A 19,519-nucleotide genomic window follows, 5' to 3' on the forward strand; every position below is an offset into this window, starting at 1 on the left:
CGTTGTAGGCTGAAGCCAATCTGCCAACGACGATCCGTCGCCTACTGCGCGACAATCCTCAGGTTGGCGCTGCCTTAGAATGTGTAGGCGAGATAGGTCGGATCGCCGGTCTGGTAGAATTCTCTGCGGACATCCTGCAGGATCTCGGCCAGATAGACCGGCCCGTCCTTGATCCGCGTGCTGATGCCGCCATAGAATCGGTCGAGAAGGCCGCTGCCGCACGGTCGGTCAGTGGCCACATGCCGCCGATGAAGCCGGAAGCGCCGCCCGCCAGCACCGCCGGACCCCAGCCCTGCACGAAGCCGCCGAGCATCTGCGAACGGCCGGTGTCGCAGGCGTTGAAAAAGTAGAACGGATTGCCCTTGCCATGCGCGGCCGCGACCAGCGCGGCCCATGTATCGGGGTCGAGCGACTGGTCGACGAGATCGATGGCAAAGACCGGCCGGCCGCTGTTCGGCTGGTTGACCTCGCCATGACCGGAGAAATGAATGAAACCGGTCGAGACTTCGCCGACCAGTTTTTCGAAGGAGATGAAATCGCCATCGAAGCGGCGGTAGCCGGCGAGCTTGCTCAGCGCCGCGATCTCGTCCTGTTGGAAGCGCAGCGACTGCTTGTCGACATAGGAGGGCGCGACAGCCGCGACGCCGGTGAAGGTCATGCGGTCGAGCGGGTTGTCGACCTGTGAGGCACTGCTGCGCGGAGCCCAGCGTGCCAGCCGGTAGCCCATGCCGAGAAAACCGTCGGCTATAGCGCCGTCGACGCTGCGCGGACGGATCAATTCCCAGGGCAGTGTCGGGCTGTTCGAGGTGATCTGGATCGAATGCAGCTCGCCTTTGCCGCGCAGCGACCAGAACACGTCCTTGAACGCTTTCGGCACATAGTCGCGGTAGAGCGCATCGCCAAAACCTTCGGCGGCCAGCGTGACAAAGCGCTTTTGCGCGCCCGGATCGCTGCTTGCGGCAGGCTGCTGCAGCGAAACCGCGCCGCGCAAGCTCAGGCCGAGCTGCAGCAGGCGGCGGTATTCGGAGTCCAGCCACGCCGCCATCTCAGGTGGCGTCGAGAACGTATCGGTCACCGGACCGGCCAGATGCGGCGAATGGATGATGATCTGCCCCGAACCCAGCCCGCTCGGATCGTCATAGAGGATGGTCACGTCGAGATCGGGAACGTCATCGCCGCCCGCGCCACCAAGCGTGACATCGCCTGTCACCGCCGGTTGCGGCGGTGTAGCGGCCAGCATCAGCATGGCAGGTGCTGCGGAGCGTTCGGCTGTGGCGCTCGGAGCGGCTGCATCGACAGGCGCTGTGCGACGGATGACAACGGACCGCGACGCCGATCCGAGGAACCTCCCGGCGCTGTAGATGCGTGCGATGAACTGGGACGGCTTGCTTTCCTTGGCGATCGGCCGCGCCTTGACGCCGAAGCGGACGAAGTCGCTGTCGCCCTGGCGGTAGAGCGTCGTCCGCCGGCTCCATTTGCCGCCGTCGGTGAGATCGAAGCCGGAGGCGAACAGATCGATGTCGATCGGCCATTGCTCGGCTCCTGCCGGCATCGCCATGGCCAGGGCGCCATCTTCCGTCACCGACGAGCCCGGCGCTGCCTTCACCTTCACTTCGGGCGTGAATTGCTCTTCGGTAAGGGCGATCGAAACGGTCACCGTCTCGCCGGCGACAATCTCATCCGGCGCATCGATGGTTGGATGGCGCACCACCTCGACAGCGCCCGTCTCGGGTTGTGGAAGGGCGCCGCCGGAAGGAGGGCTTTGCGCCTGGTCGATGGGCGGCGGCGCTGGTTTCGGTGGCGCCTGCGCCTCCGGCGGACTTTCGGCGCCGGTCGCGGGTGGCGGGGCCGATGTCATGCCGTCCTCAGGGGGGATCCCTGCCTTATCGGGGGGCGGTTCGGCGCCGGTGGCTCCGCCATCCTGCGGATAGGTCCCGCCGAGATTGTTCTGGGCAGCGGCCGCAGCTGCGTCTTCAAGACGTTGCTTTTCCTCTTCGTATCGTTGCCGAGCCTGCTCTTCCTGCAATTGGCGCTGCTGTTCCTGGCGTTTGTATTCCTCGTAGAGCGCCGCCTCCTTGGCGCTGTCGCCCATCGCGGCATCGGGACTGCCGGAGCCCGGTGCAACGTCCATGGGGTAGGGCTCCTGACCGCTGTCATCGGCGTGGTCGCTGCCGTCAGGCTCCCAACCCCCACTCCCGGAGATGTAGCCGCCGCTCGCCATCGCCGGCGGTGCCGGTTCCGGCACAAGCGGCAGCGCCGGTGCCGCGCCGGCCACCTGGTCCGGCGTCAGCACAAAGGCAGCGTCTGCCGAGCGGCCATATGCCATCCATGGCCACTGGGCGCCTGACGTTTTGTCGATAGTGGTTTGCCTGACCGAGGCGAGGATGATGGCTATGTCCGCGCCGCGCTTGACCAGCGCAGCGGTGAGCGCATCGGCAAATACGGTGACGGGGCGGGCTTCGTCCAGTGCAACGGTTCCGGGTTTGGCCGACAGGGCGACGATGGCGTGGGTGAGGGGATCGACCGCCGCCAGACCCTGCATCACGCCGGAAGTAGGGTTGTGGCCATCGCCGGGAATGTCGAGCAGAACCACCTTCAATGTCGGGGTTGCCTCGAGCGCCTGCATGAACAGATCGAGGGGCAATGCCATCTGGTCGACCGTTTCCTTTGAATCGATCCGGGTGCCGCGCGTCAGTAAATAGTTCCTGCCGTTGGCCTGCGCGGTGTGGCCGACATAGTAGAAGATGCCGACGGAGTCCGGATTGGCCAGGGATTGGGCGAAATCATGCATGGCGCGCGCGACATCGGCGCGGTCGCCATCCGACACCTGCCGGACGGTGAAGCCAAGCGATCGTAGTGTCGCTGCAACGAGTTCGGCACTGAGGTCGGCGTTGGCGATTGCCGGTGAGCCCTCAGAGGCCGGATTGGCAACAACCAGCGCTATCCGCTCTTCGCCGCGCGCAGCGGAGAAGAGCGCCATGGTCATCAGCAGCACGACCGCCAGAAAAAGGCGCATGACCGTGATCCAAGCCCTGCAGGCTGCGGCGCTCACGCCACGGCTTGCCCCAATTCATCAATGGCCCAACCTTGACCATATCATGTCGGCTTCGCCGGCGCACTGCCGGTGCCGATGATGCAGTTGTGTCCCTAAAAGATATTGACTGTATGTTTAGTAATTAATACCGTTGCCCGAGATACCGAGTTGGTCAGCCGGCATTCGCCGGTGAATGATCACCAGGACGAAGGGAACTTAGGGACTCGAGGCGCAATCCCGCCGGTCCCAACAATGGGAGACACAAGCATGCAGTTGAAATCGACCGCCACGGCGCTCGGCCTGTCGCTGCTGGCGATGACCGGCATTGCCCACGCCGAAGGCGAACTCCAGATCTACAATTGGGGCAACTATACCAGCCCGGACCTGATCAAGAAGTTCGAGGAGACCTACAAGGTCAAGGTTACCGTCACCGACTACGACTCCAACGATACGGCTCTGGCCAAGGTCCGCCAGGGCGCTTCCGGCTATGACATCGTCGTTCCATCGGCCAGCGTGATGCCGATCTGGATCAGCGAAGGCCTGCTCTTGGAAACCGATCCCAACAAGATGGAGAACTTTAGAAACGTCGATCCGAGATGGGTCGACGTGCCGTTCGATCCCGGCCGCAAATACTCCGTGCCGTGGCAATGGGGCACGACCGGAATCTCGGTCAACAAATCGATCTATGCGGGCGATCCGAACACCTCGGCGATTTTCCTCGATCCGCCGCCGAAACTCGTCGGCAAGATCAATGTCGTGCCCGAAATGGGGGACATCATGTTCCTCGCCATTGCCTATGAGGGCGGTAAGTACTGCACCGACGACAAGGTGCTCTTGAAGAAGGTGCATGACAAGCTCATCGAGGCGAAAGCGAAATGGCTGTCGCTCGACTATGCGGCCGTCGACGGTCTCGGCAGGGGCGACATTGCCGCCGGCGTCAACTGGAACGGCATATCGCTGCGCGAGCGGCTGGAGAACGACAGATCGTCTACGGCTATCCCAAGGAGGGCTTTCCAATCTGGATGGACAATGTCGCGGTGCTCAAGGATGCCAAGAACGTCGAGAACGCCAAGCTCTTCCAGAATTTCATCATGGACCCCAGGAATGCAGCGATGATCTCGGCCTTCGCGCACTACGCCAATGGCATCAAGGGCTCCGAGCCCTTCCTGCCGGCCGATATGAAGGGCGCGCCCGAAGTGGATGTTCCGGCCGAATTTGCCGACAAGGGCCAATTCATGCCGGCCTGTCCCGCAGACGTCCAGGCGCTCTACACCAGGATCTGGACCGATCTGTAGAAATAGCGGGCCCGCCAGCCGAAGCTGACCACCAAACATCGGGCCGCGGATCGCGGCCCTGCCATCGCCAATGCCAGATGCCGTAAAGCCGCCGCGGGAGATTTTCGATGTCCGATCTCGACCTTTGCTACATGCCGGCCAGCGAGGTGTTGCGGCTGTTCAAGGCGAAGAAACTGTCGCCTGTGGAACTGATGCAGGCCACCATCCGCCGCGCCGAGGCGACCAAGGCGACGATCAATTGCCTTACCTTCACGCATTTCGACGAGGCGATGGCTCTCGCCAGAAAAGCCGAAGCGAAATACGCCAGGGGCGCCAGGACCGGCGCACTCGAGGGCCTGCCGATCGGCATCAAGGATGAGAGCTACATCAAGGGCAAGCCGACCTCGCATGGCTCGCTGCTGTCCGGGGACGCGCTTGGCGGCCATACCTCGACGATGAACGAGCGTGTCATGAAGGCCGGCGGCATCGTCCACGCCCGCACGGCGACGCCCGAATTCAGCTGCGCCGGTTATACCTGGTCGAAGCGCTGGGGCGTCACGCGCAACCCCTGGAACCCGGATTTCACGCCGGGCGGTTCGTCGGGAGGTTCGGCGGCAACGCTGGCCTCCGGCACGTCGTCGATCGCAACCGGCTCGGACATAGCGGGCTCAATCCGCATCCCTGCCTCGGCCTGCGGCCTGGTCGGCTTCAAGCCGCCTTACGGCCGCAATCCCGATGAGCCGCCGTTCAATCTCGATTTCTACTGCCACACCGGGCCCTTGGCCCGAAACGTCGGGGATGCGATCCTGCTGCAGAACGTCATGGCCGGGCCGAGCCCGCTCGACATCGCCACGCTGCGCCCGAAACTGCGCCTGCCGCTCGACTACAAGCCGATCAAGGGTTGGAAGATCGCATTCTCCATGGATCTCGGGTCCTTCGAGGTGGATGCGGACGTGCGCAAGAACACGCTCGCTGCCTGCGATGTGTTCCGCTCGCTCGGCGCCACCGTCGAGGAGGTGGACCTCGGCTGGGGCGACGAGGTGCTCAAGGCCGGCATGGCCTATCTCGAACATCTCTTCGGCGCCTCGCTGTCGCCGCTGCTCGCCAAGCACGGCAAGGACATGACCAGCTATGCCAGGCAGTTTGCGCAGGACGGCCAGAAGTCGAAGGCCACGGACTTTGTCGCAACTTTGGACGTGGCGGCCAGGATGTACCAGACGCTGGGGCCGTTGCTGGAAAAATACGATGTGCTGATCTGCCCGACCAATGCGCTTCCCGCAGTGCCGGCGGAATTCGATCAGACCAAAGGCAAGGTCGAGATCAATGGACGAGAGGTGAACCCGTCGCTGGGCTGGGTGATGACGACGCCGTTCAACATGCTGAGCCGCTGCCCGGTTCTGTCGATCCCGTCGGGCCGCGCCGCCAACGGCGTGCCGACAGGCATCCAGATTGTCGGCCGCACCTATAGCGACGCTGACGTGTTCCGGGCGGGTATGGCCTATGAGACGGCTCGTGGTCAGTGGTACACGAATGCCGGGACACGCCCGACGCTGTGAGTCCGCAGGGCGCCGGCATGCCAAGGCAGCGGCGGGATGTTTCGGCCGCCGGGGAAAGGCCTGACGACAATGGCGCAACGCATAGCCACTCCGGATGCGGGAAAAAGCAAGGCGGCCAAGGGTGCGGCGAACGACGCCGCGCCCAAGGACCGCCGGCGCGAGCGCGGCGAAGCGAGGGTCCAGCGCATCATCGACGCCACAATCGAGCTCATCGCGGAGGAGGGGCTGGCCAGCGTCACCATGCAGCGCATTGCCGGGCATGTCGGCTCGTCCAACGCACTGGTGGTCTTTCATTTTCGCAGCAAGGAGAACCTGTTCCGGGCCGTCCTGCAATATCTCAGCGACCAATATGACGCGCTGTGGCTGACGCTGGTGCGGGCGCCCGGCCTGTCGCCGGTGGAGCGGGTGTTGGGCGCGGTCGACTGCGCGCAGCGCTTTGCCCGGCAGCATCCGAAATGGGTTTCGGTCTTCGTCGTGTTTTCCAGCGACCGCAAGAGCATGCAGATCTACAATGAAATCGGCCTGCCGAGCGATCTCGCCTACACGGCCGAAGCGCGCGAACTGCTGATCGAGATTTCCCGCAGCGGCGGTTACACCGGCGTCGACATAGACACGCTGTCGGAGAGCCTGAACTATCTGGTGCATGGCGCCTGGTATTGGGACCATCTCAACCCGTCCAGCCGCGACACCGACGTGCTGCGCAAGACCATGCTGCTCCTGCTGCACCAGGCGTTTCCACGGCATTTTGAGTTGGGGTGAGAGGCGGCCAAATCGCGAGCGACGGAAAGCGTCCTCTGCAAACCTAAACCCGAAAATCTCTACGATGCCTTGATCTCTGTAAAAACGCTTGCACAATCCAAAGGTGCGAGCTAAACAACCCAGGGATGCATTCGAGGGTGGGTAAATGTGGCATTGGGCGATACTTCTGTTGCTGATTGGCGTGCCGGTTTTCTTCGCCGTCCGGTCGTCGCGCAAATCCTCACAGAGCCCAGATGACCTCGTGGGGTTCGGCGGCTGGCTGATCCTGCTGGCGATCAGCCTGTCCCTTTCGCCGTTGCGCACACTTGTCGATATGGCCAGTCTGGTCAAAACCTACCAACAGCTTGTTACAGTGCCCAACGGGGCCTTGGCCATCTATGGCGAGGCAGCCCTCAATCTGGCATTTCTGGTGCTTCAGCTGGTCGTGCTTGTTTCGATGCTGCGGCGAAGCCACCGCTTTCCGCAGCTGTTCATATGTCTGTGGTTTGCGATCCCTCTCTTATTCGTACTGGACACAGTTTGGATATCGACTGTGCTTGGTGTCCCGGTAAACCGTTTGCTTGCCGGAGGAGCTCTGGTTACACCTTTGGCATCCTTCATAGTCACAGGGATCTGGGCCGCCTACGTCTACAGGTCGGTCAGGGTGAGGAACACGTTCGGCGATACGGCAGCCATACAGGCTGCCACATTTTCCTAGAAGGTCCGACGGCTGCGAGTTGGCCTGATGTCGTGCTGCCAGCTCCGCCGAACAGAACCGTCGGCAGTCCTCCTTCGTCTAACGAGCTTCGAGTGGCCTGCCACCCGAAGCTCGAAGAGCGAAGGGTGGTGCCCCCGGACGGAATCGAACCGCCGACCTTCGGTTTACAAAACCGCTGCTCTACCAGCTGAGCTACAAGGGCACGGCGCTCCGGTTAGCATATTTCGTGCGCCAGTAAAGACAAAACTCCGTTTCCGATCGCTAATGGACCCCGCCGAGGTGGGCGGGCCGCCATCCTGAAAACCGCCAATGCGATCCCTACATATCTCTCAGGTGCAAACGCATCGAACGGGGTGTCGCATGATCAGACTTGTCATCATCCTGCCGCTTGTCGTCATCGCCTGGTTTCTCGTGGTGAAGCTCATCAAGGATGTGAAGAGCGCCAAGATCGACTGGACCGGCGTCGCCACCATCATCGGCTTCATCGTGCTGGCCTTCTGGCTGCGGCACGTTACGGGCATGGGGTGACGGGAGCGAATAGCGAATAGGGAGTAGCGAATAGGGAAGTCTTAACTCCCGAAAGCCATTTCGCTACTCGCTACTCGCTACTCGCTGAAACCTTCGAACCTTTCGCCGCACCGCGACGACTGATCTCCAGAGGCAAATGGTCGCCTCGACCAGGGATTCAGGAGATCATCATGTTGAAGCGCACTCTTACTTCGGGCCTGGTCGCCATCTTCCTCGCCACTGGCGCGGTCGCCGGTACCTTGCAGTCGTCCTCCGCTCACGGCCATCATCACCACCATCACCATAAGCATCACGACAAGCCCTGGTGGTGGTGGAACCATCACCACAAGCACCATCACCACAAGCATCATCATCACCACGGGAACGTGATCATCTTCCTTTGAGCGAGACGACCTGCCTCGCGGAAGGGCGGCTTCGGCCGCCCTTTTTTTGCGAGCGACGGCGCCACTGATGTGGGCCACCCGGTTACCGGCAACATAAGATTTCAGCGCTGTCGCGCGAAGATTTCGCGAGTGACGAAACGTCGACCGCAGAAAGTTCTCTGGTCCGAGAGAAAAATCTTCAAAAACCTCGAACCTTTTTCCTGCTCGCCGCGACTGATGATCAAGAGGCGGATGGATCGCCTCTCGCAACGAAACAAGGAGATCGTCATGTTCACGCGCAAAATCGCTTCTGCCCTCATCGCCAGCACCGTCGCCGCCACCTCGCTGGTCGGCACCGTCCAGCCGTCGGCCGCCCACAGCCATCACCACAACCGCGAAATCGGCATCGGCATCGCCGCCGGCGTCGGCGGGTTCGTCCTCGGCAGCCTGCTCAACCAGCCCCGCACCGTCTATGTCGACGACGAGGGTGGCTCCTGGCACGTCCGCCGCTGCGCCAACCGCTACGCCAGTTACGATCCGTACTCCGACACCTATGTCGGCTATGACGGCTACCGCCACTATTGCCGCCTCTAAGAGGAGGCACCCCAACACGGAAAGGAGGGGCTGTACGCAGCCCCTCCTTCCTGATTTGAGCGCGTCGCAGTGTCAGCTACGGTTTGGAGATCGGCAATCCGACTGCACGGCAGGTACCGGCAACGCTCGCATTCTGCGATTGATCGCCCATGGCGATGAGTTCGAAGCTGCTTCCTTCATCCGGATAGATCTTGGCGGCGAACGGTTGGTCTGTTGTATGACCACCGGACTTCGCGGCGACATGGCCGCAGACCACGATTTCCCGGCGACCGTTGAGCGTCCGCTCGCCGGCGCGCATCGTCCCGAATTTGGCGGACGCAGGATCCTGCAAATGCTGGCGAATGCCGATCGTGATTGTCTCCTCCAAAGCGAGCGAGATCGGAATCTCGTCGGCTTGCTGGGAGACAGGGGCGGGCTCGGGCGCCGTCGCCACGCATCCGCACAGTGAAGCGGCGAGCAAAAGCTGAAGCGTTTTCCGCATTATGACCGGAACCCGCCGATCATCCTCGTCACCTCAGCGGCGGCGTCGTGCACCAGCGGCCCGATCTCGTCCAGCCGCTCCATCGTCACCCGCACCGTCGGTCCGGAGACCGAGACACCGCCGATCGGCTCGCCGAACTCGTTGAAAATGGCGGCGGCCACGCAGCGCATGCCGGGATGCCGCTCCTCGTCGTCGACCGACCAGCCGCGGTGCTTGATGACGGCCAGATCATGGGCGAGCGCCGAAATGTCGGACAGCGTCTTGTCGGTGAAGCGCTGCAGGCCCGACTTGCGCAGGATGGCGGCGACGCGTTCCGGCTCGAGCTGCGCCAGCACCGCCTTGCCGATGCCCGAGGCATGGAAGGAGCTGCGCGTGCCCGGGCGGAAGAAGGCGCGGATCGCCTGATGGGTCTCGACCTGGCTGACGAAAACGACGCAATCGTCCTCGGCGACGCCGAGATTGGCGGTTTCACCGGTCTTCTCCATCAATTCCTGCATGACCACGCGGGCCCGGTCGACAAGCTTGCGGCGGCGCAGGAAGGCGGCACCCATGCGGTAGGTCTCGACGCCGATCGACCACAGCTGGTCCGATGTATCGAACTCGACCATGCCGTGGTTCTGCAGCGTCGTCAGCATGCGGTAGGCGGTGGACGCCGCGAGCTCGCTACGCGCCGAAATCTCGCTCAGCGACAGGCCACTGCCTTCAGCGACGATGGCCAGGATGCGCAAGGCCCGGTCCAGCGACTGTACAGAACCGGCCTCGGACGGACCGTTGAAAGCGCGCGGCCGGTCGCGCTGGCGGTTTTCGCTGGTTTCCATGGCGGCATTGTCGCCGGTTTCGCCGAAATCGCAATGAAAAACTTTTTCATCGATTTTGATGGCCGGATTCATGGAAAACGAAAAAGCTAGGGGAATCAGTGTATAGAAGCGGTTTTCTCGAAATGAAAAATTATTCTGAAAAAATTGAAAAATGAAAACGACACTGGCATTGTCAACCAACCAACAATCTTGAGGAGGCTGGACATGGCCAGGATGCGCGCTGTCGATGCAGCGGTTCTCGTTCTCGAAAAGGAAGGCGTTTCCTGCGGCTTCGGTGTGCCGGGCGCGGCGATCAATCCGTTCTATTCGGCGCTGAAGGCGAGGGGCTCGATCCGCCACATCCTGGCTCGTCACGTCGAAGCGGCCTCGCATATGGCCGAAGGCTACACGAGAGCCAAATCCGGCAATATCGGGCTGTGCATCGGCACCTCGGGCCCGGCCGGCACCGATATGATCACCGGGCTTTATTCGGCGGCGGCGGACTCGATCCCGATCCTGTGCATCACCGGTCAGGCGCCGCGGGCACGGCTCAACAAGGAGGATTTCCAGGCGGTCGATATCGCCGCCATAGCCGCACCCGTCGCCAAATGGGCGGTCACGGTCATGGAGCCCTATCTCGTGCCGATGGCGCTGCAGAAGGCGTTTCATCTCATGCGCTCGTCGCGACCGGGCCCGGTGCTCATCGACCTGCCGGTCGATGTGCAACTGGCCGAGATCGAGTTCGACATCGACGCCTACGAGCCGCTTGTCCCGTTCAAGCCGGCAATGTCGCGCGCCCAGGCCGAAAAGGCCTTGGCGATGCTCAATGCCGCGGAAAAGCCGCTGATCGTTGCCGGCGGTGGCATCATCAATGCCGATGCGTCCGATCTCCTGATCGAATTCGCCGAGATCACCGGCGTTCCGGTCATACCGACATTGATGGGCTGGGGCACGATCCCCGACGATCACCGGCTGATGGCCGGCATGTGCGGGCTGCAGACCTCGCACCGCTACGGCAATGCGACCATGCTGGAAGCCGACTTCGTTTTCGGCATCGGCAACCGCTGGGCCAACCGTCACACCGGTTCGGTCGACGTCTATACCAGGGGCAAGAAATTCATTCATGTCGATATCGAGCCAACGCAGATCGGCCGCGTGTTCGCGCCGGATCTCGGCGTCGTCTCGGACGCCGGTGCGGCACTGAAGATGCTGCTCGACGTCGCCACCGAATGGAAGACGGCAGGAAAATTGCGCGACTGGTCGGGCTGGGCGAAGGAATGCCAGGCCCGCAAGAAGGCGATGAAGCGCAAGACGCATTTCGAGCAGGTGCCGCTGAAGCCGCAGCGCGTCTATGAGGAGATGAACAAGGCGTTCGGCCGCGACACCACCTATGTCACCACGATCGGCCTGTCGCAGATCGCCGGGGCGCAGTTCCTGCATGTCTACAAGCCGCGCAACTGGATCAATTGCGGCCAGGCCGGCCCGCTCGGCTGGACGCTGCCGGCAGCGCTTGGCGTGCGCGCCGCCGATCCGGATCGCACCATCGTGGCGCTGTCGGGCGACTACGACTTCCAGTTCATGATCGAGGAACTGGCGGCCGGCGCACAGCACAAACTGCCGTATATCCATGTCGTCGTGAACAATGCCTATCTCGGCCTGATCCGCCAAGCGCAGCGCGGTTTTGCGATGGATTTCGAGGTCAGCCTGGCCTTCGAGAACGTCAACCGCGCCAACGATCCGGAGGCCGGCTACGGCGTCGACCATGTCGCGGTCGCCGAAGCGATGGGCTGCAAGGCGGTTAGGGTGCGCAAACCGGAAGAGTTCGCCGGCGCCTTCAAGGAATCGCAGCGGCTGATGAAGGAATACCAGGTGCCGGTGGTGCTCGAATTCATCCTCGAACGCGTCACCAACATTTCCATGGGCACAGAAATCGACAAGATCACCGAATTCGAGGACCTTGCCGAAAGCCATGAGGATGCGCCGACGGCCATCGTGTTGCTCGATTAAGCTAGACGGGAAGAGGGAGAGAAAGAATGCCGCGTTTTTCAGCCAATCTGTCGATGCTCTTTGGCGAGCACGATTTCCTCGACCGTTTCGATGCCGCCGCCCGCGCCGGCTTCAAGGGCGTCGAATATATCGGCCCCTATGATCATGCGCCCGAGATCGTTGCGGCGCGGCTGAAGAAGAACGGCCTGAACCAGGTGCTTTTCAACCTGCCGGCCGGCGACTGGGGCAAGGGCGAGCGCGGCATCGCCGTTTTGCCCGACCGCGTGCCGGAATTCCGCCAGGGCGTCGCCAAGGCGATCAGCTATGCCCATGCGCTGGGCTGCGAGCAGGTCAATTGCCTCGCCGGCATCGCGCCGCAGGGCGTGGATCGTTCGGTGCTGGAAAACACCTTTGCCGAGAACCTGGCTTTTGCCGCCGAGAAACTGGAACAGGCCGGCATCCGGCTTTTGATCGAGCCGATCAATACCCGCGACATCCCGGGCTTCTTCCTGAACTATTCGAACCAGGCGCTGGCGATGATCGACCGCGTCGGCTCGAAGAACCTGTTCCTGCAATACGACATCTATCACATGCAGATCATGGAGGGGGATCTCGCCCGTACCATCGAGGCCAACCTCGGCCGCATCGCGCATATCCAGCTTGCGGACAATCCCGGCCGTCACGAGCCGGGGACGGGCGAGATCAATTATCCCTTCCTCTACGAGCATATCGACAGGATTGGTTATTCCGGCTGGGTCGGGGCGGAATACAAGCCGAAGGCGGGGACGGAGGCCGGGCTGGAGTGGTTCAGAGATCTGGCCGGGCAGGGGAGTGCTGCGGCTTAAGCGTCGCAACTGAAGTCGCGTTCCTTCGCGCCCCCCTCTGTCCTGCCGGACATCTCCCCCACGAGGGGGGAGATCGGACGTCTTCCCGGCTTTCGCTCCCCAACGTTGCAGGGTGAGCGAGGCGCCGAAACTGCCAATCTCCCCACAAGTGGGGGAGATGGCCGGCAGGCCAGAGGGGGCGCGAAGGAACTCAGCCTCAACAAAGGAGAAAACAATGGAAACCATCGGCTTCATCGGCCTTGGCATTATGGGCGCGCCGATAGCGGGGCATCTCCTGGATGCCGGCTACGCCGTCATTGCCAGCGACCACCGCTCGAAGCCGCCGGCCGATCTCGTCGCCAAGGGCTTGAGAAGCATCACCGGCCACGCGGCAGTGGCGAAGGCCGCGGATATCATCATCACCATGGTTCCCGACACCCCGCAGGTAGCCGAGGTGCTGTTCGGCGAGAACGGTGTCGCTTCCGGCCTGAGCAAGGGCAAGCTGGTCATCGACATGAGCTCGATCTCGCCGATCGAGACCAAAGTTTTCGCCAAGAAAATCAACGATCTCGGCTGCGACTATCTCGACGCGCCGGTGTCGGGCGGCGAGGTCGGCGCAAAGGCGGCGTCGCTGACCATCATGGTCGGCGGCGAGGACAAGGCGTTCGAGCGCGCCAAGCCCGTGTTCGAAAAGATGGGCAAGAACATCACGCTTGCCGGCCCGAACGGCGTCGGCCAGACCACCAAGGTTGCCAACCAGATCGTCGTGGCCCTGACCATCGAGGCGATCGCCGAGGCGCTGGTCTTTGCCTCAAAAGCCGGCGCCGACCCCGCCAAGGTCCGGCAGGCGCTGATGGGCGGGCTGGCGGCATCGCGTATCCTCGAAGTGCATGGCGAGCGCATGATAAAGCGCGCCTTCGCGCCGGGCTTCCGCATCGAACTGCACCAGAAGGATCTCAACCTGGCGCTGGAAGGCGCCAAGGCACTCGGTGTCTCGCTGCCCAATACGTCCACGACGCAGCAACTGTTCAACTCATGCTCGGCGAATGGCGGGGCAAAAGAGGATCACTCAGCGCTGGTTCGTGCGCTGGAGCGGATGGCGGGGCATGAAGTGGGTGAATAGTGAATGGTGAATAGTGAATAGTGAATGGTGACGGTAAGAACGCTTTTCCATTCACTATTTCACCATTCACCCTCCAAGGAATTTCCGTGCCGCATAAAGGCTCACCGCCGCCGCATTCGACACGTTGAGCGAGCGGATGGCCCCGGGCATGTCGAGGCGGGCGAGCGTGGTCACCGTCTCGCGCGTCTTCTGGCGCAGGCCCTTGCCTTCGGCGCCAAGCACCAGCGCGATCTTCTCGCCTGAAAAACCTGTTTCGAGTTCGGCCGGCCCGTCCGAATCGAGGCCGATGGTCTGGAAGCCGGCTTCGTGCAACTGTTCCAGCGCGTCGGCCAGGTTCTTCACCTCGATCTGGTCGATATGTTCCAGCGCGCCGGAGGCCGATTTTGCCAGCACGCCGGATTCCTGCGGGCTGTGGCGGGCCGTGGTGATCAGCGCACCGGCGCCGAAGGCGACCGCCGAGCGCAGGATGGCGCCGACATTGTGCGGGTCGGTGACCTGGTCGAGCACCAGCACCAGTTTGGTATCGCCGAGCGCATCGAGGCGCTTGGGCTTCAGCGGCTCGGCCTCGATCAGCACGCCCTGGTGGACGGCGTCCGAACCGGTGATCTTGTCGATGTCCTTCGGCTCGACCAGTTCGGCCTTGAACGGCAAAGCGGCGAGGTCGGCAATCGCCAGCCGCTCGGCGGCATTGCGCGTCACCAACATCTTTCTGATCCGCCGGCGCGGATTGTCGAGCGCGGCGCGCACCGTGTGCAGGCCATAAAGCCGCACCAGCCCGTCGGCGGCGTTCTCGCCCGGCGGCACCGGCTGGCGCGGCCGGAAGGCAGGCGCGCCGCCGGCCTTCTCGTCGCGATGGGCGCGGCGCAGCTTGGCGTAGTGGGTGTCTTTGGCGGTCTTGGGCGTGTTGTCATTGCTCATGGCCGGCTTCTATAGCCGCGTCGCCGGGCCATGGATACAGGCAGAAAGCCGGCTTGCCGGGTGAGCTGTCAAAATCAGCGCATTTTGCCTTGGGGTGCGGTTGACACCCACTGGCCTTGCCGCCATAAGGCGCTTCGCTGATTTCGGACAAAACCCTGGTTTCGACCTGATCGGCGAGAATGCCTCGTTGCAAGGCTTCGACGGCAGGCTGGAGAGGTGCCCGAGTGGTTAAAGGGGACGGACTGTAAATCCGTTAGCTTAGCTTACGTTGGTTCGAATCCAACCCTCTCCACCACTGCCAGCCCGCGAACCTTGAGGACGATGCGGGTATAGCTCAGTGGTAGAGCAGCAGCCTTCCAAGCTGAATATGCGGGTTCGATTCCCGCTACCCGCTCCAAACTCCCCACTCCGCATCAGATCTCAGCGAATATCTCGACAACGTTGCCGTCCGGATCGCGGAAGAACACTGTCCTGTGGCCCCATTCCTGGTCGGTGAGCGGCAGGACCGGCAGCACGCCCTTGGCCTGAAGCGCCTCGGCGCAAGCAGCGACCATCTCCGGCGCCACCCGGAATGCCAGCTGAAGCGACAGCGCATCCCGCTGCTGCGGCGTGTCGTTGAACATCATGCCGAGGCTGGTCAAGGCCAGCGTGTTCGGGCCGACCCGATATTCGATCCACCTGTCGCCGAGTTCGCGCTGCAGATCAAATTCCATCACATCCCCGTAGAAGTGCCGCATGGCGGCCATGTCGCGGGCGAAGATGACGGTGTAGTCGATCTGACGGATTTCATTGAGCGCGTTCATTGTCGAAGTCCCGTGGGCTGATGTTCGATCGCCCGCAACCTAGCTTTCCTTTAAAGTAGTACAAGACTATAGCTTATACTGGTATCGGAGGTGACTGCATGCCATACGACGGCCCACGGCACAATGAGCTTGCCCGCTTCCTGCGCGAGCGGCGGGACCGCTTGCCGCGGATCGATGGCGCCAATGGCCGCCGCCGGGCACCGGGCCTCAGGCGCGAAGAGGTCGCCGCCGAGGCGGGGATCAGCACCACCTGGTACACCTGGCTCGAGCAGGGACGGGAGGTGAACGCGTCGCCGCAGGTGCTTCGCTCGCTGGCGCGGGTGCTGAAGCTGAGCCGGTCCGAGCAGGCCTATCTGTACCAATTGGCGCGGCCCGATCTCGACTGGCGAAACCGGCTCGGCGAGCAAGGCCTGCCCAGCGCGCCGTTGCTCAGCCTGCTCGACGGGCTGGCGCCGCACCCGGCATATGTCGTCAATCGCTACTGGCAGGTCGTCGCCTGTAACCACCGGCGGCGGTGCTGCTTGGGGATTTCGAGACGGATGATGAGTGGTCCGGCAGCCTGCTCGCCCGGCTGTTTCTCGACCTGGAATGGCGGCAGCGCTTTGTCGACTGGCCGGAGGTTTCGCGCTCGGCGGCGGCGCAGTTCCGGCTTGCCACTGTTGCCATGACTCGCGATCCGGTGCTGGCCACACTGGCTTCGTCACTGGAAGCGGCAAGCGAAGCGTTCGCCACGTGCTGGAACAGCCGCGACATCGCCGAGCCACCGATCTGGCGGAAATCCATCCGGCACCCTGTCACCGGCGCGATGTCGTTCGATTTCGCCACGCTGCAGCCGGGCGGCCGCGACAGTGATTTCTCGGTTTCCGTCTACACGCCGGTCGATGCGTCGACTGCCAGGCGGTTCGCCGCGCTGGTCGGAGCAACGCCCGACAGCCGCAAGGCGGTGCCGGGCGTGTTTGCGCGTGATGCAGGCGCAGAAGTCTAGCTGTTGAAGGCGGACGCGACCTGGTGTTGCTGCGGCACCTGTCCGTTCGGCGTCAGTCTGTCGACAATGCCGGGCAGGGCTGTGGACAATTGCTTGAGCAACTCCTGCTCGTCCAGTCCGGTCCTTTGCGCGATCTCTCGAATGACCTGCGGGCCGATCGCCTTGCCGAGATCATTGGCGTTGATCGGCTGGTTCTGTCCGGTGCCGACCCAGGAGTCAGCGACATTGCCTTGGCCGGCAGTCTTGAGCTTGTCGAGCAGTCCGCCCAGTCCGCCAAGCAGGCCGCCATCCCCTGAGGCCGTGGTTCCGGTGGGGGCTGGCGTTTGAGGCTGGGCGGGCTCGCCCGTCTCTTCGGCACTCGTCTGTTCGGCGCTTCTGCCGCTCAGCATCTTTCCCACCAGCAGCGCGCCGAGCGCGATCATCAGCGGTTTGGTGATGTTGCCGCCAGGTACGGCGTTGTCAAAAAGTCCCATAGGTCAATCCTCCATAACGACCAAGCCCGTCCCGCCGGCTACAATGGAGCATGCGGGCGGAAATTCAAGTTGGCTTGAGCTTTTGACAATCATGTGACCATGATCGGCCGGCGGGGGAATGGAGAGGAAAAATGGGCATTATCAGCTGGATCATCCTCGGCGTCATCGCCGGCTTTATCGGCAGCAAGATCGTCAACAAGACCGGCCAGGGCCTGATCATGGATATCGTGCTCGGCATTGTCGGCGCCATCGTCGGCGGGCTGATCTTCAGCGCCTTTGGCGCCACGGGCGTGACCGGCCTCAACATCTGGAGCCTGATCGTCGCCGTTATCGGCGCGGTGGTCGTGCTGTGGGCCTATCACCAGTTCTCCGGCAAGCGAACGCTTTAGGCGCCAGTCTGCCGACTGGCCGACCGCAGGTCGGCCAAACCTGCTCGACGCGTTGACTTGGGTCAGGCGACGACGGTCAGCCTGCGTTTGCGTTCATCGAGCGAGACGATGGTCAGCCCGCTCGCGACCACAAGCAGGATGCCGCAGACCGCCAGGGCATTCGGGAACTGCCCGAATACCAGCACGCCTGAGATGACCGCCCAGACGGTGAAGCAGTAGTAGAACGGCGCCACCACGCCGGTCGGACCGACGCGATAGGCCATGAAGATGAAGAAATGGCCGAAGATCAGGAAGAATCCGGCGCCGGCCATGAGCAGCAGGTGCCGGGCTTCCGGCATCACCCAGCGCTCGGAAACGAGATGCGCGGCGCCCGCGCCGATCAGCACCACCACGACGGCGGAAATGGCGACGATCATGCCCGGCACCTCGGCCGCGACCCGCCTGCCGGCAAGATCGCGCGCCGCCGCCAATGCCGCGTTGCCGAGCGCCATCAACGCATAGACCGAGATGCCCTGCATGGTCGGCTGGGCCACCATAAGCGCACCGATGAAGCCGAGCCCGATCAGCGCCATGCGCACGCCGCCGATCCGTTCGCCGAACAGGATGGAGGAGCCGACCAGCATCAAAAGCGGGGTGATCTGCCCGAGCGCGGTCGAATCGGCGATCTGCATGTTGGCCAGCGCCACGACGTAGCAAAGGATGGCCGCCAGCTCGAGCAGGTTGCGGCGCAGCACGCGTTTGTCGAAGATCAAAGGGATCTGCCTGCCATAGCCCAGCAGGAACAGCAGCGGCATGCCCCATAGCGTGGCCGCGACCCCGCGCAGGAACAGCACTTCATAGGACGGCAATCCCGCTGTGGCGAGCTTCATCATCGTGTCGTTGACGAGGTACGACCCCGTCGAAACGATCATGAACAGCGGGCCGCGTATGGAGGTCGGTATGAATTGCATGGGGCAACCAAATCAGACCGCCGCCGCAGCGGCAATGGGCCAGGCGCCGGCTGCACATCCAGCAGGCAAAGGCCAGGACATGGGCGGGACAGGACATGGGCGGGAATAGCAAACAGGTGCTGGAGCCCGCAGCCCCCATTTCATTTCCGTTCGCGCGTTCCTATATCAGCGCCACATCCCCGCAATCGGATCATCGGTTCGCACCGAGTGGACAGCGCACCCGGCCACAAGGCACTTGTGTTTTTCGGCCGTAGTCGCTAATCGCCCCGCATTCGACTGAACTGAAGGTCAAGGCCGTTCAAGGAAAGAGACTATGGCAAAAGGTAAATTCGAGCGTAACAAGCCTCATGTGAACATTGGCACGATTGGCCACGTCGATCATGGCAAGACGTCGCTGACGGCGGCGATCACGAAGTATTTTGGCGAATACAAGCGCTACGACCAGATCGATGCGGCGCCCGAAGAGAAGGCCCGCGGCATCACGATTTCGACGGCGCACGTCGAATACGAGACGGCAGCGCGCCACTACGCCCATGTCGACTGCCCCGGCCACGCCGACTATGTGAAGAACATGATCACCGGCGCCGCGCAGATGGACGGCGCGATCCTGGTGGTGTCGGCCGCCGACGGCCCGATGCCGCAGACCCGCGAGCACATCCTGCTTGCCCGTCAGGTCGGCGTGCCGTCGATCGTGGTGTTCCTGAACAAGGTCGACCAGGTCGACGATGCCGAGCTGCTCGAACTGGTCGAGCTCGAGGTTCGCGAGCTTCTGTCGAAGAACGAGTTCCCCGGCGACGACATTCCGATCGTCAAGGGTTCGGCGCTGGCTGCTCTTGAAGATTCCAACAAGACCATCGGCGAAGACGCGATCCGCGAGCTGATGGCTGCGGTCGATGCCTATATCCCGACGCCGGTTCGTCCGCTGGACAAGCCGTTCCTGATGCCGATCGAAGACGTGTTCTCGATCTCGGGCCGTGGCACGGTCG

The 19,519-nt window shown here is 62.7% G+C and carries 20 protein-coding genes, 3 tRNA genes and 1 pseudogene; 16 read left to right on the forward strand and 8 right to left on the reverse strand.

Annotation, left to right across the window (positions count from 1 at the left end):
* Positions 1 to 58: 58 nt before the first annotated feature.
* Positions 59 to 3,016, reverse strand: coding sequence for a caspase family protein (locus NKI88_RS04065; protein WP_352653810.1), 2,958 nt, complete (start codon positions 3,014 to 3,016; stop codon positions 59 to 61).
* 285 nt (positions 3,017 to 3,301) lie between these two features.
* Between NKI88_RS04065 and NKI88_RS04070 the strand changes: the two are divergent.
* The 4 genes and pseudogenes from NKI88_RS04070 to NKI88_RS04085 all read left to right on the forward strand — a co-directional run bounded on the left by NKI88_RS04070 (position 3,302) and on the right by NKI88_RS04085 (position 7,320).
* Positions 3,302 to 4,329: pseudogene (locus NKI88_RS04070) on the forward strand (extracellular solute-binding protein).
* 107 nt (positions 4,330 to 4,436) lie between these two features.
* Positions 4,437 to 5,864 carry an amidase gene (locus NKI88_RS04075; RefSeq protein ID WP_023738916.1) on the forward strand — a complete coding sequence of 476 codons (1,428 nt, stop codon included), beginning with the start codon at positions 4,437 to 4,439 and terminating at the stop codon, positions 5,862 to 5,864.
* 69 nt (positions 5,865 to 5,933) lie between these two features.
* A complete protein-coding gene (locus tag NKI88_RS04080; protein ID WP_023738915.1) occupies positions 5,934 to 6,623 on the forward strand; it encodes a TetR/AcrR family transcriptional regulator in 690 nt (229 codons plus the stop codon).
* Positions 6,624 to 6,768: 145 nt separating this feature from the next.
* The gene (locus tag NKI88_RS04085) at positions 6,769 to 7,320 is read left to right on the forward strand and encodes a DUF2569 family protein (protein ID WP_023688401.1); all 552 of its coding nucleotides are present in this window, start codon (positions 6,769 to 6,771) and stop codon (positions 7,318 to 7,320) included.
* 126 nt (positions 7,321 to 7,446) lie between these two features.
* On the opposite strand, the gene NKI88_RS04090 is transcribed toward NKI88_RS04085, so the two are convergent.
* Positions 7,447 to 7,522 (reverse strand) — tRNA-Thr (locus NKI88_RS04090).
* 158 nt (positions 7,523 to 7,680) lie between these two features.
* Between NKI88_RS04090 and NKI88_RS04095 the strand changes: the two genes are divergently transcribed.
* The 3 genes from NKI88_RS04095 to NKI88_RS04105 all read left to right on the forward strand — a co-directional run bounded on the left by NKI88_RS04095 (position 7,681) and on the right by NKI88_RS04105 (position 8,804).
* Entirely contained in the window at positions 7,681 to 7,848 is a 168-nt protein-coding gene (locus NKI88_RS04095; protein WP_023710564.1) for a hypothetical protein, read from the forward strand.
* 170 nt (positions 7,849 to 8,018) lie between these two features.
* Positions 8,019 to 8,231, forward strand: a complete 213-nt coding sequence (locus NKI88_RS04100; RefSeq protein WP_352653814.1) for a hypothetical protein — start codon at positions 8,019 to 8,021, stop codon at positions 8,229 to 8,231.
* Positions 8,232 to 8,498: 267 nt separating this feature from the next.
* A complete protein-coding gene (locus NKI88_RS04105; protein ID WP_023738913.1) occupies positions 8,499 to 8,804 on the forward strand; it encodes a BA14K family protein in 306 nt (101 codons plus the stop codon).
* A gap of 76 nt (positions 8,805 to 8,880) precedes the next feature.
* Here the strand turns inward: NKI88_RS04105 and NKI88_RS04110 are convergent, their stop codons facing one another.
* The gene (locus tag NKI88_RS04110) at positions 8,881 to 9,237 is read right to left on the reverse strand and encodes a hypothetical protein (RefSeq protein WP_352653816.1); all 357 of its coding nucleotides are present in this window, start codon (positions 9,235 to 9,237) and stop codon (positions 8,881 to 8,883) included.
* A gap of 47 nt (positions 9,238 to 9,284) precedes the next feature.
* The gene (gene bhcR / locus NKI88_RS04115) at positions 9,285 to 10,103 is read right to left on the reverse strand and encodes an HTH-type transcriptional regulator BhcR (protein ID WP_352653847.1); all 819 of its coding nucleotides are present in this window, start codon (positions 10,101 to 10,103) and stop codon (positions 9,285 to 9,287) included.
* A 204-nt stretch (positions 10,104 to 10,307) separates the two neighbouring features.
* Here bhcR and gcl point away from each other — a divergent pair, with 204 nt between their 5' ends.
* The 3 genes from gcl to NKI88_RS04130 all read left to right on the forward strand — a co-directional run bounded on the left by gcl (position 10,308) and on the right by NKI88_RS04130 (position 14,015).
* Entirely contained in the window at positions 10,308 to 12,089 is a 1,782-nt protein-coding gene (gcl, locus tag NKI88_RS04120) for a glyoxylate carboligase (RefSeq protein ID WP_352653819.1), read from the forward strand.
* Between the two features lie 26 nt (positions 12,090 to 12,115).
* Entirely contained in the window at positions 12,116 to 12,913 is a 798-nt protein-coding gene (gene hyi, locus NKI88_RS04125; RefSeq protein WP_352653821.1) for a hydroxypyruvate isomerase, read from the forward strand.
* Between the two features lie 214 nt (positions 12,914 to 13,127).
* Positions 13,128 to 14,015, forward strand: a complete 888-nt coding sequence (locus NKI88_RS04130) for a 2-hydroxy-3-oxopropionate reductase (protein WP_352653823.1) — start codon at positions 13,128 to 13,130, stop codon at positions 14,013 to 14,015.
* 66 nt (positions 14,016 to 14,081) lie between these two features.
* Here the strand turns inward: NKI88_RS04130 and NKI88_RS04135 are convergent, their stop codons facing one another.
* A complete protein-coding gene (locus NKI88_RS04135) occupies positions 14,082 to 14,933 on the reverse strand; it encodes a TrmH family RNA methyltransferase (protein WP_023729785.1) in 852 nt (283 codons plus the stop codon).
* A 210-nt stretch (positions 14,934 to 15,143) separates the two neighbouring features.
* Between NKI88_RS04135 and NKI88_RS04140 the strand changes: the two genes are divergently transcribed.
* A tRNA-Tyr gene (locus NKI88_RS04140) sits at positions 15,144 to 15,228 on the forward strand.
* Between the two features lie 28 nt (positions 15,229 to 15,256).
* A tRNA-Gly gene (locus tag NKI88_RS04145) sits at positions 15,257 to 15,330 on the forward strand.
* Positions 15,331 to 15,346: 16 nt separating this feature from the next.
* Here NKI88_RS04145 and NKI88_RS04150 read toward each other — a convergent pair.
* Complete coding sequence (locus NKI88_RS04150) at positions 15,347 to 15,736, reverse strand: VOC family protein (protein WP_352653825.1); 390 nt, start codon at positions 15,734 to 15,736, stop codon at positions 15,347 to 15,349.
* Positions 15,737 to 15,834: 98 nt separating this feature from the next.
* On the opposite strand from NKI88_RS04150, the gene NKI88_RS04155 reads away from it, so the two are divergent.
* Positions 15,835 to 16,404, forward strand: coding sequence for a helix-turn-helix domain-containing protein (locus tag NKI88_RS04155; protein WP_352653827.1), 570 nt, complete (start codon positions 15,835 to 15,837; stop codon positions 16,402 to 16,404).
* On the forward strand, positions 16,296 to 16,721 hold the full coding sequence (locus tag NKI88_RS04160) for an MmyB family transcriptional regulator (RefSeq protein ID WP_352653849.1): 426 nt from the start codon (positions 16,296 to 16,298) through the stop codon (positions 16,719 to 16,721). The genes NKI88_RS04155 and NKI88_RS04160 overlap by 109 nt, the downstream gene beginning before the upstream one ends.
* On the opposite strand, the gene NKI88_RS04165 is transcribed toward NKI88_RS04160, so the two are convergent.
* Positions 16,718 to 17,194 (reverse strand): YidB family protein, encoded by a 477-nt coding sequence (locus tag NKI88_RS04165; protein ID WP_023681465.1) that lies wholly within the window; start codon positions 17,192 to 17,194, stop codon positions 16,718 to 16,720. The two genes, NKI88_RS04160 and NKI88_RS04165, sit on opposite strands and share 4 nt — an antisense overlap.
* 131 nt (positions 17,195 to 17,325) lie before the next feature.
* Here NKI88_RS04165 and NKI88_RS04170 point away from each other — a divergent pair, with 131 nt between their 5' ends.
* On the forward strand, positions 17,326 to 17,583 hold the full coding sequence (locus tag NKI88_RS04170; RefSeq protein ID WP_023667446.1) for a GlsB/YeaQ/YmgE family stress response membrane protein: 258 nt from the start codon (positions 17,326 to 17,328) through the stop codon (positions 17,581 to 17,583).
* 62 nt (positions 17,584 to 17,645) lie between these two features.
* Here the strand turns inward: NKI88_RS04170 and NKI88_RS04175 are convergent, their stop codons facing one another.
* Entirely contained in the window at positions 17,646 to 18,533 is an 888-nt protein-coding gene (locus NKI88_RS04175) for a DMT family transporter (RefSeq protein ID WP_352653830.1), read from the reverse strand.
* A gap of 313 nt (positions 18,534 to 18,846) precedes the next feature.
* On the opposite strand from NKI88_RS04175, the gene NKI88_RS04180 reads away from it, so the two are divergent.
* Positions 18,847 to 19,519, forward strand: a 673-nt coding sequence (locus tag NKI88_RS04180) for a GTP-binding protein (protein WP_352653832.1), incomplete at its 3' end; no start/stop codon positions are given.

Source organism: Mesorhizobium sp. M0317 (assembly GCF_040321555.1).
GTDB lineage: Bacteria > Pseudomonadota > Alphaproteobacteria > Rhizobiales > Rhizobiaceae > Mesorhizobium.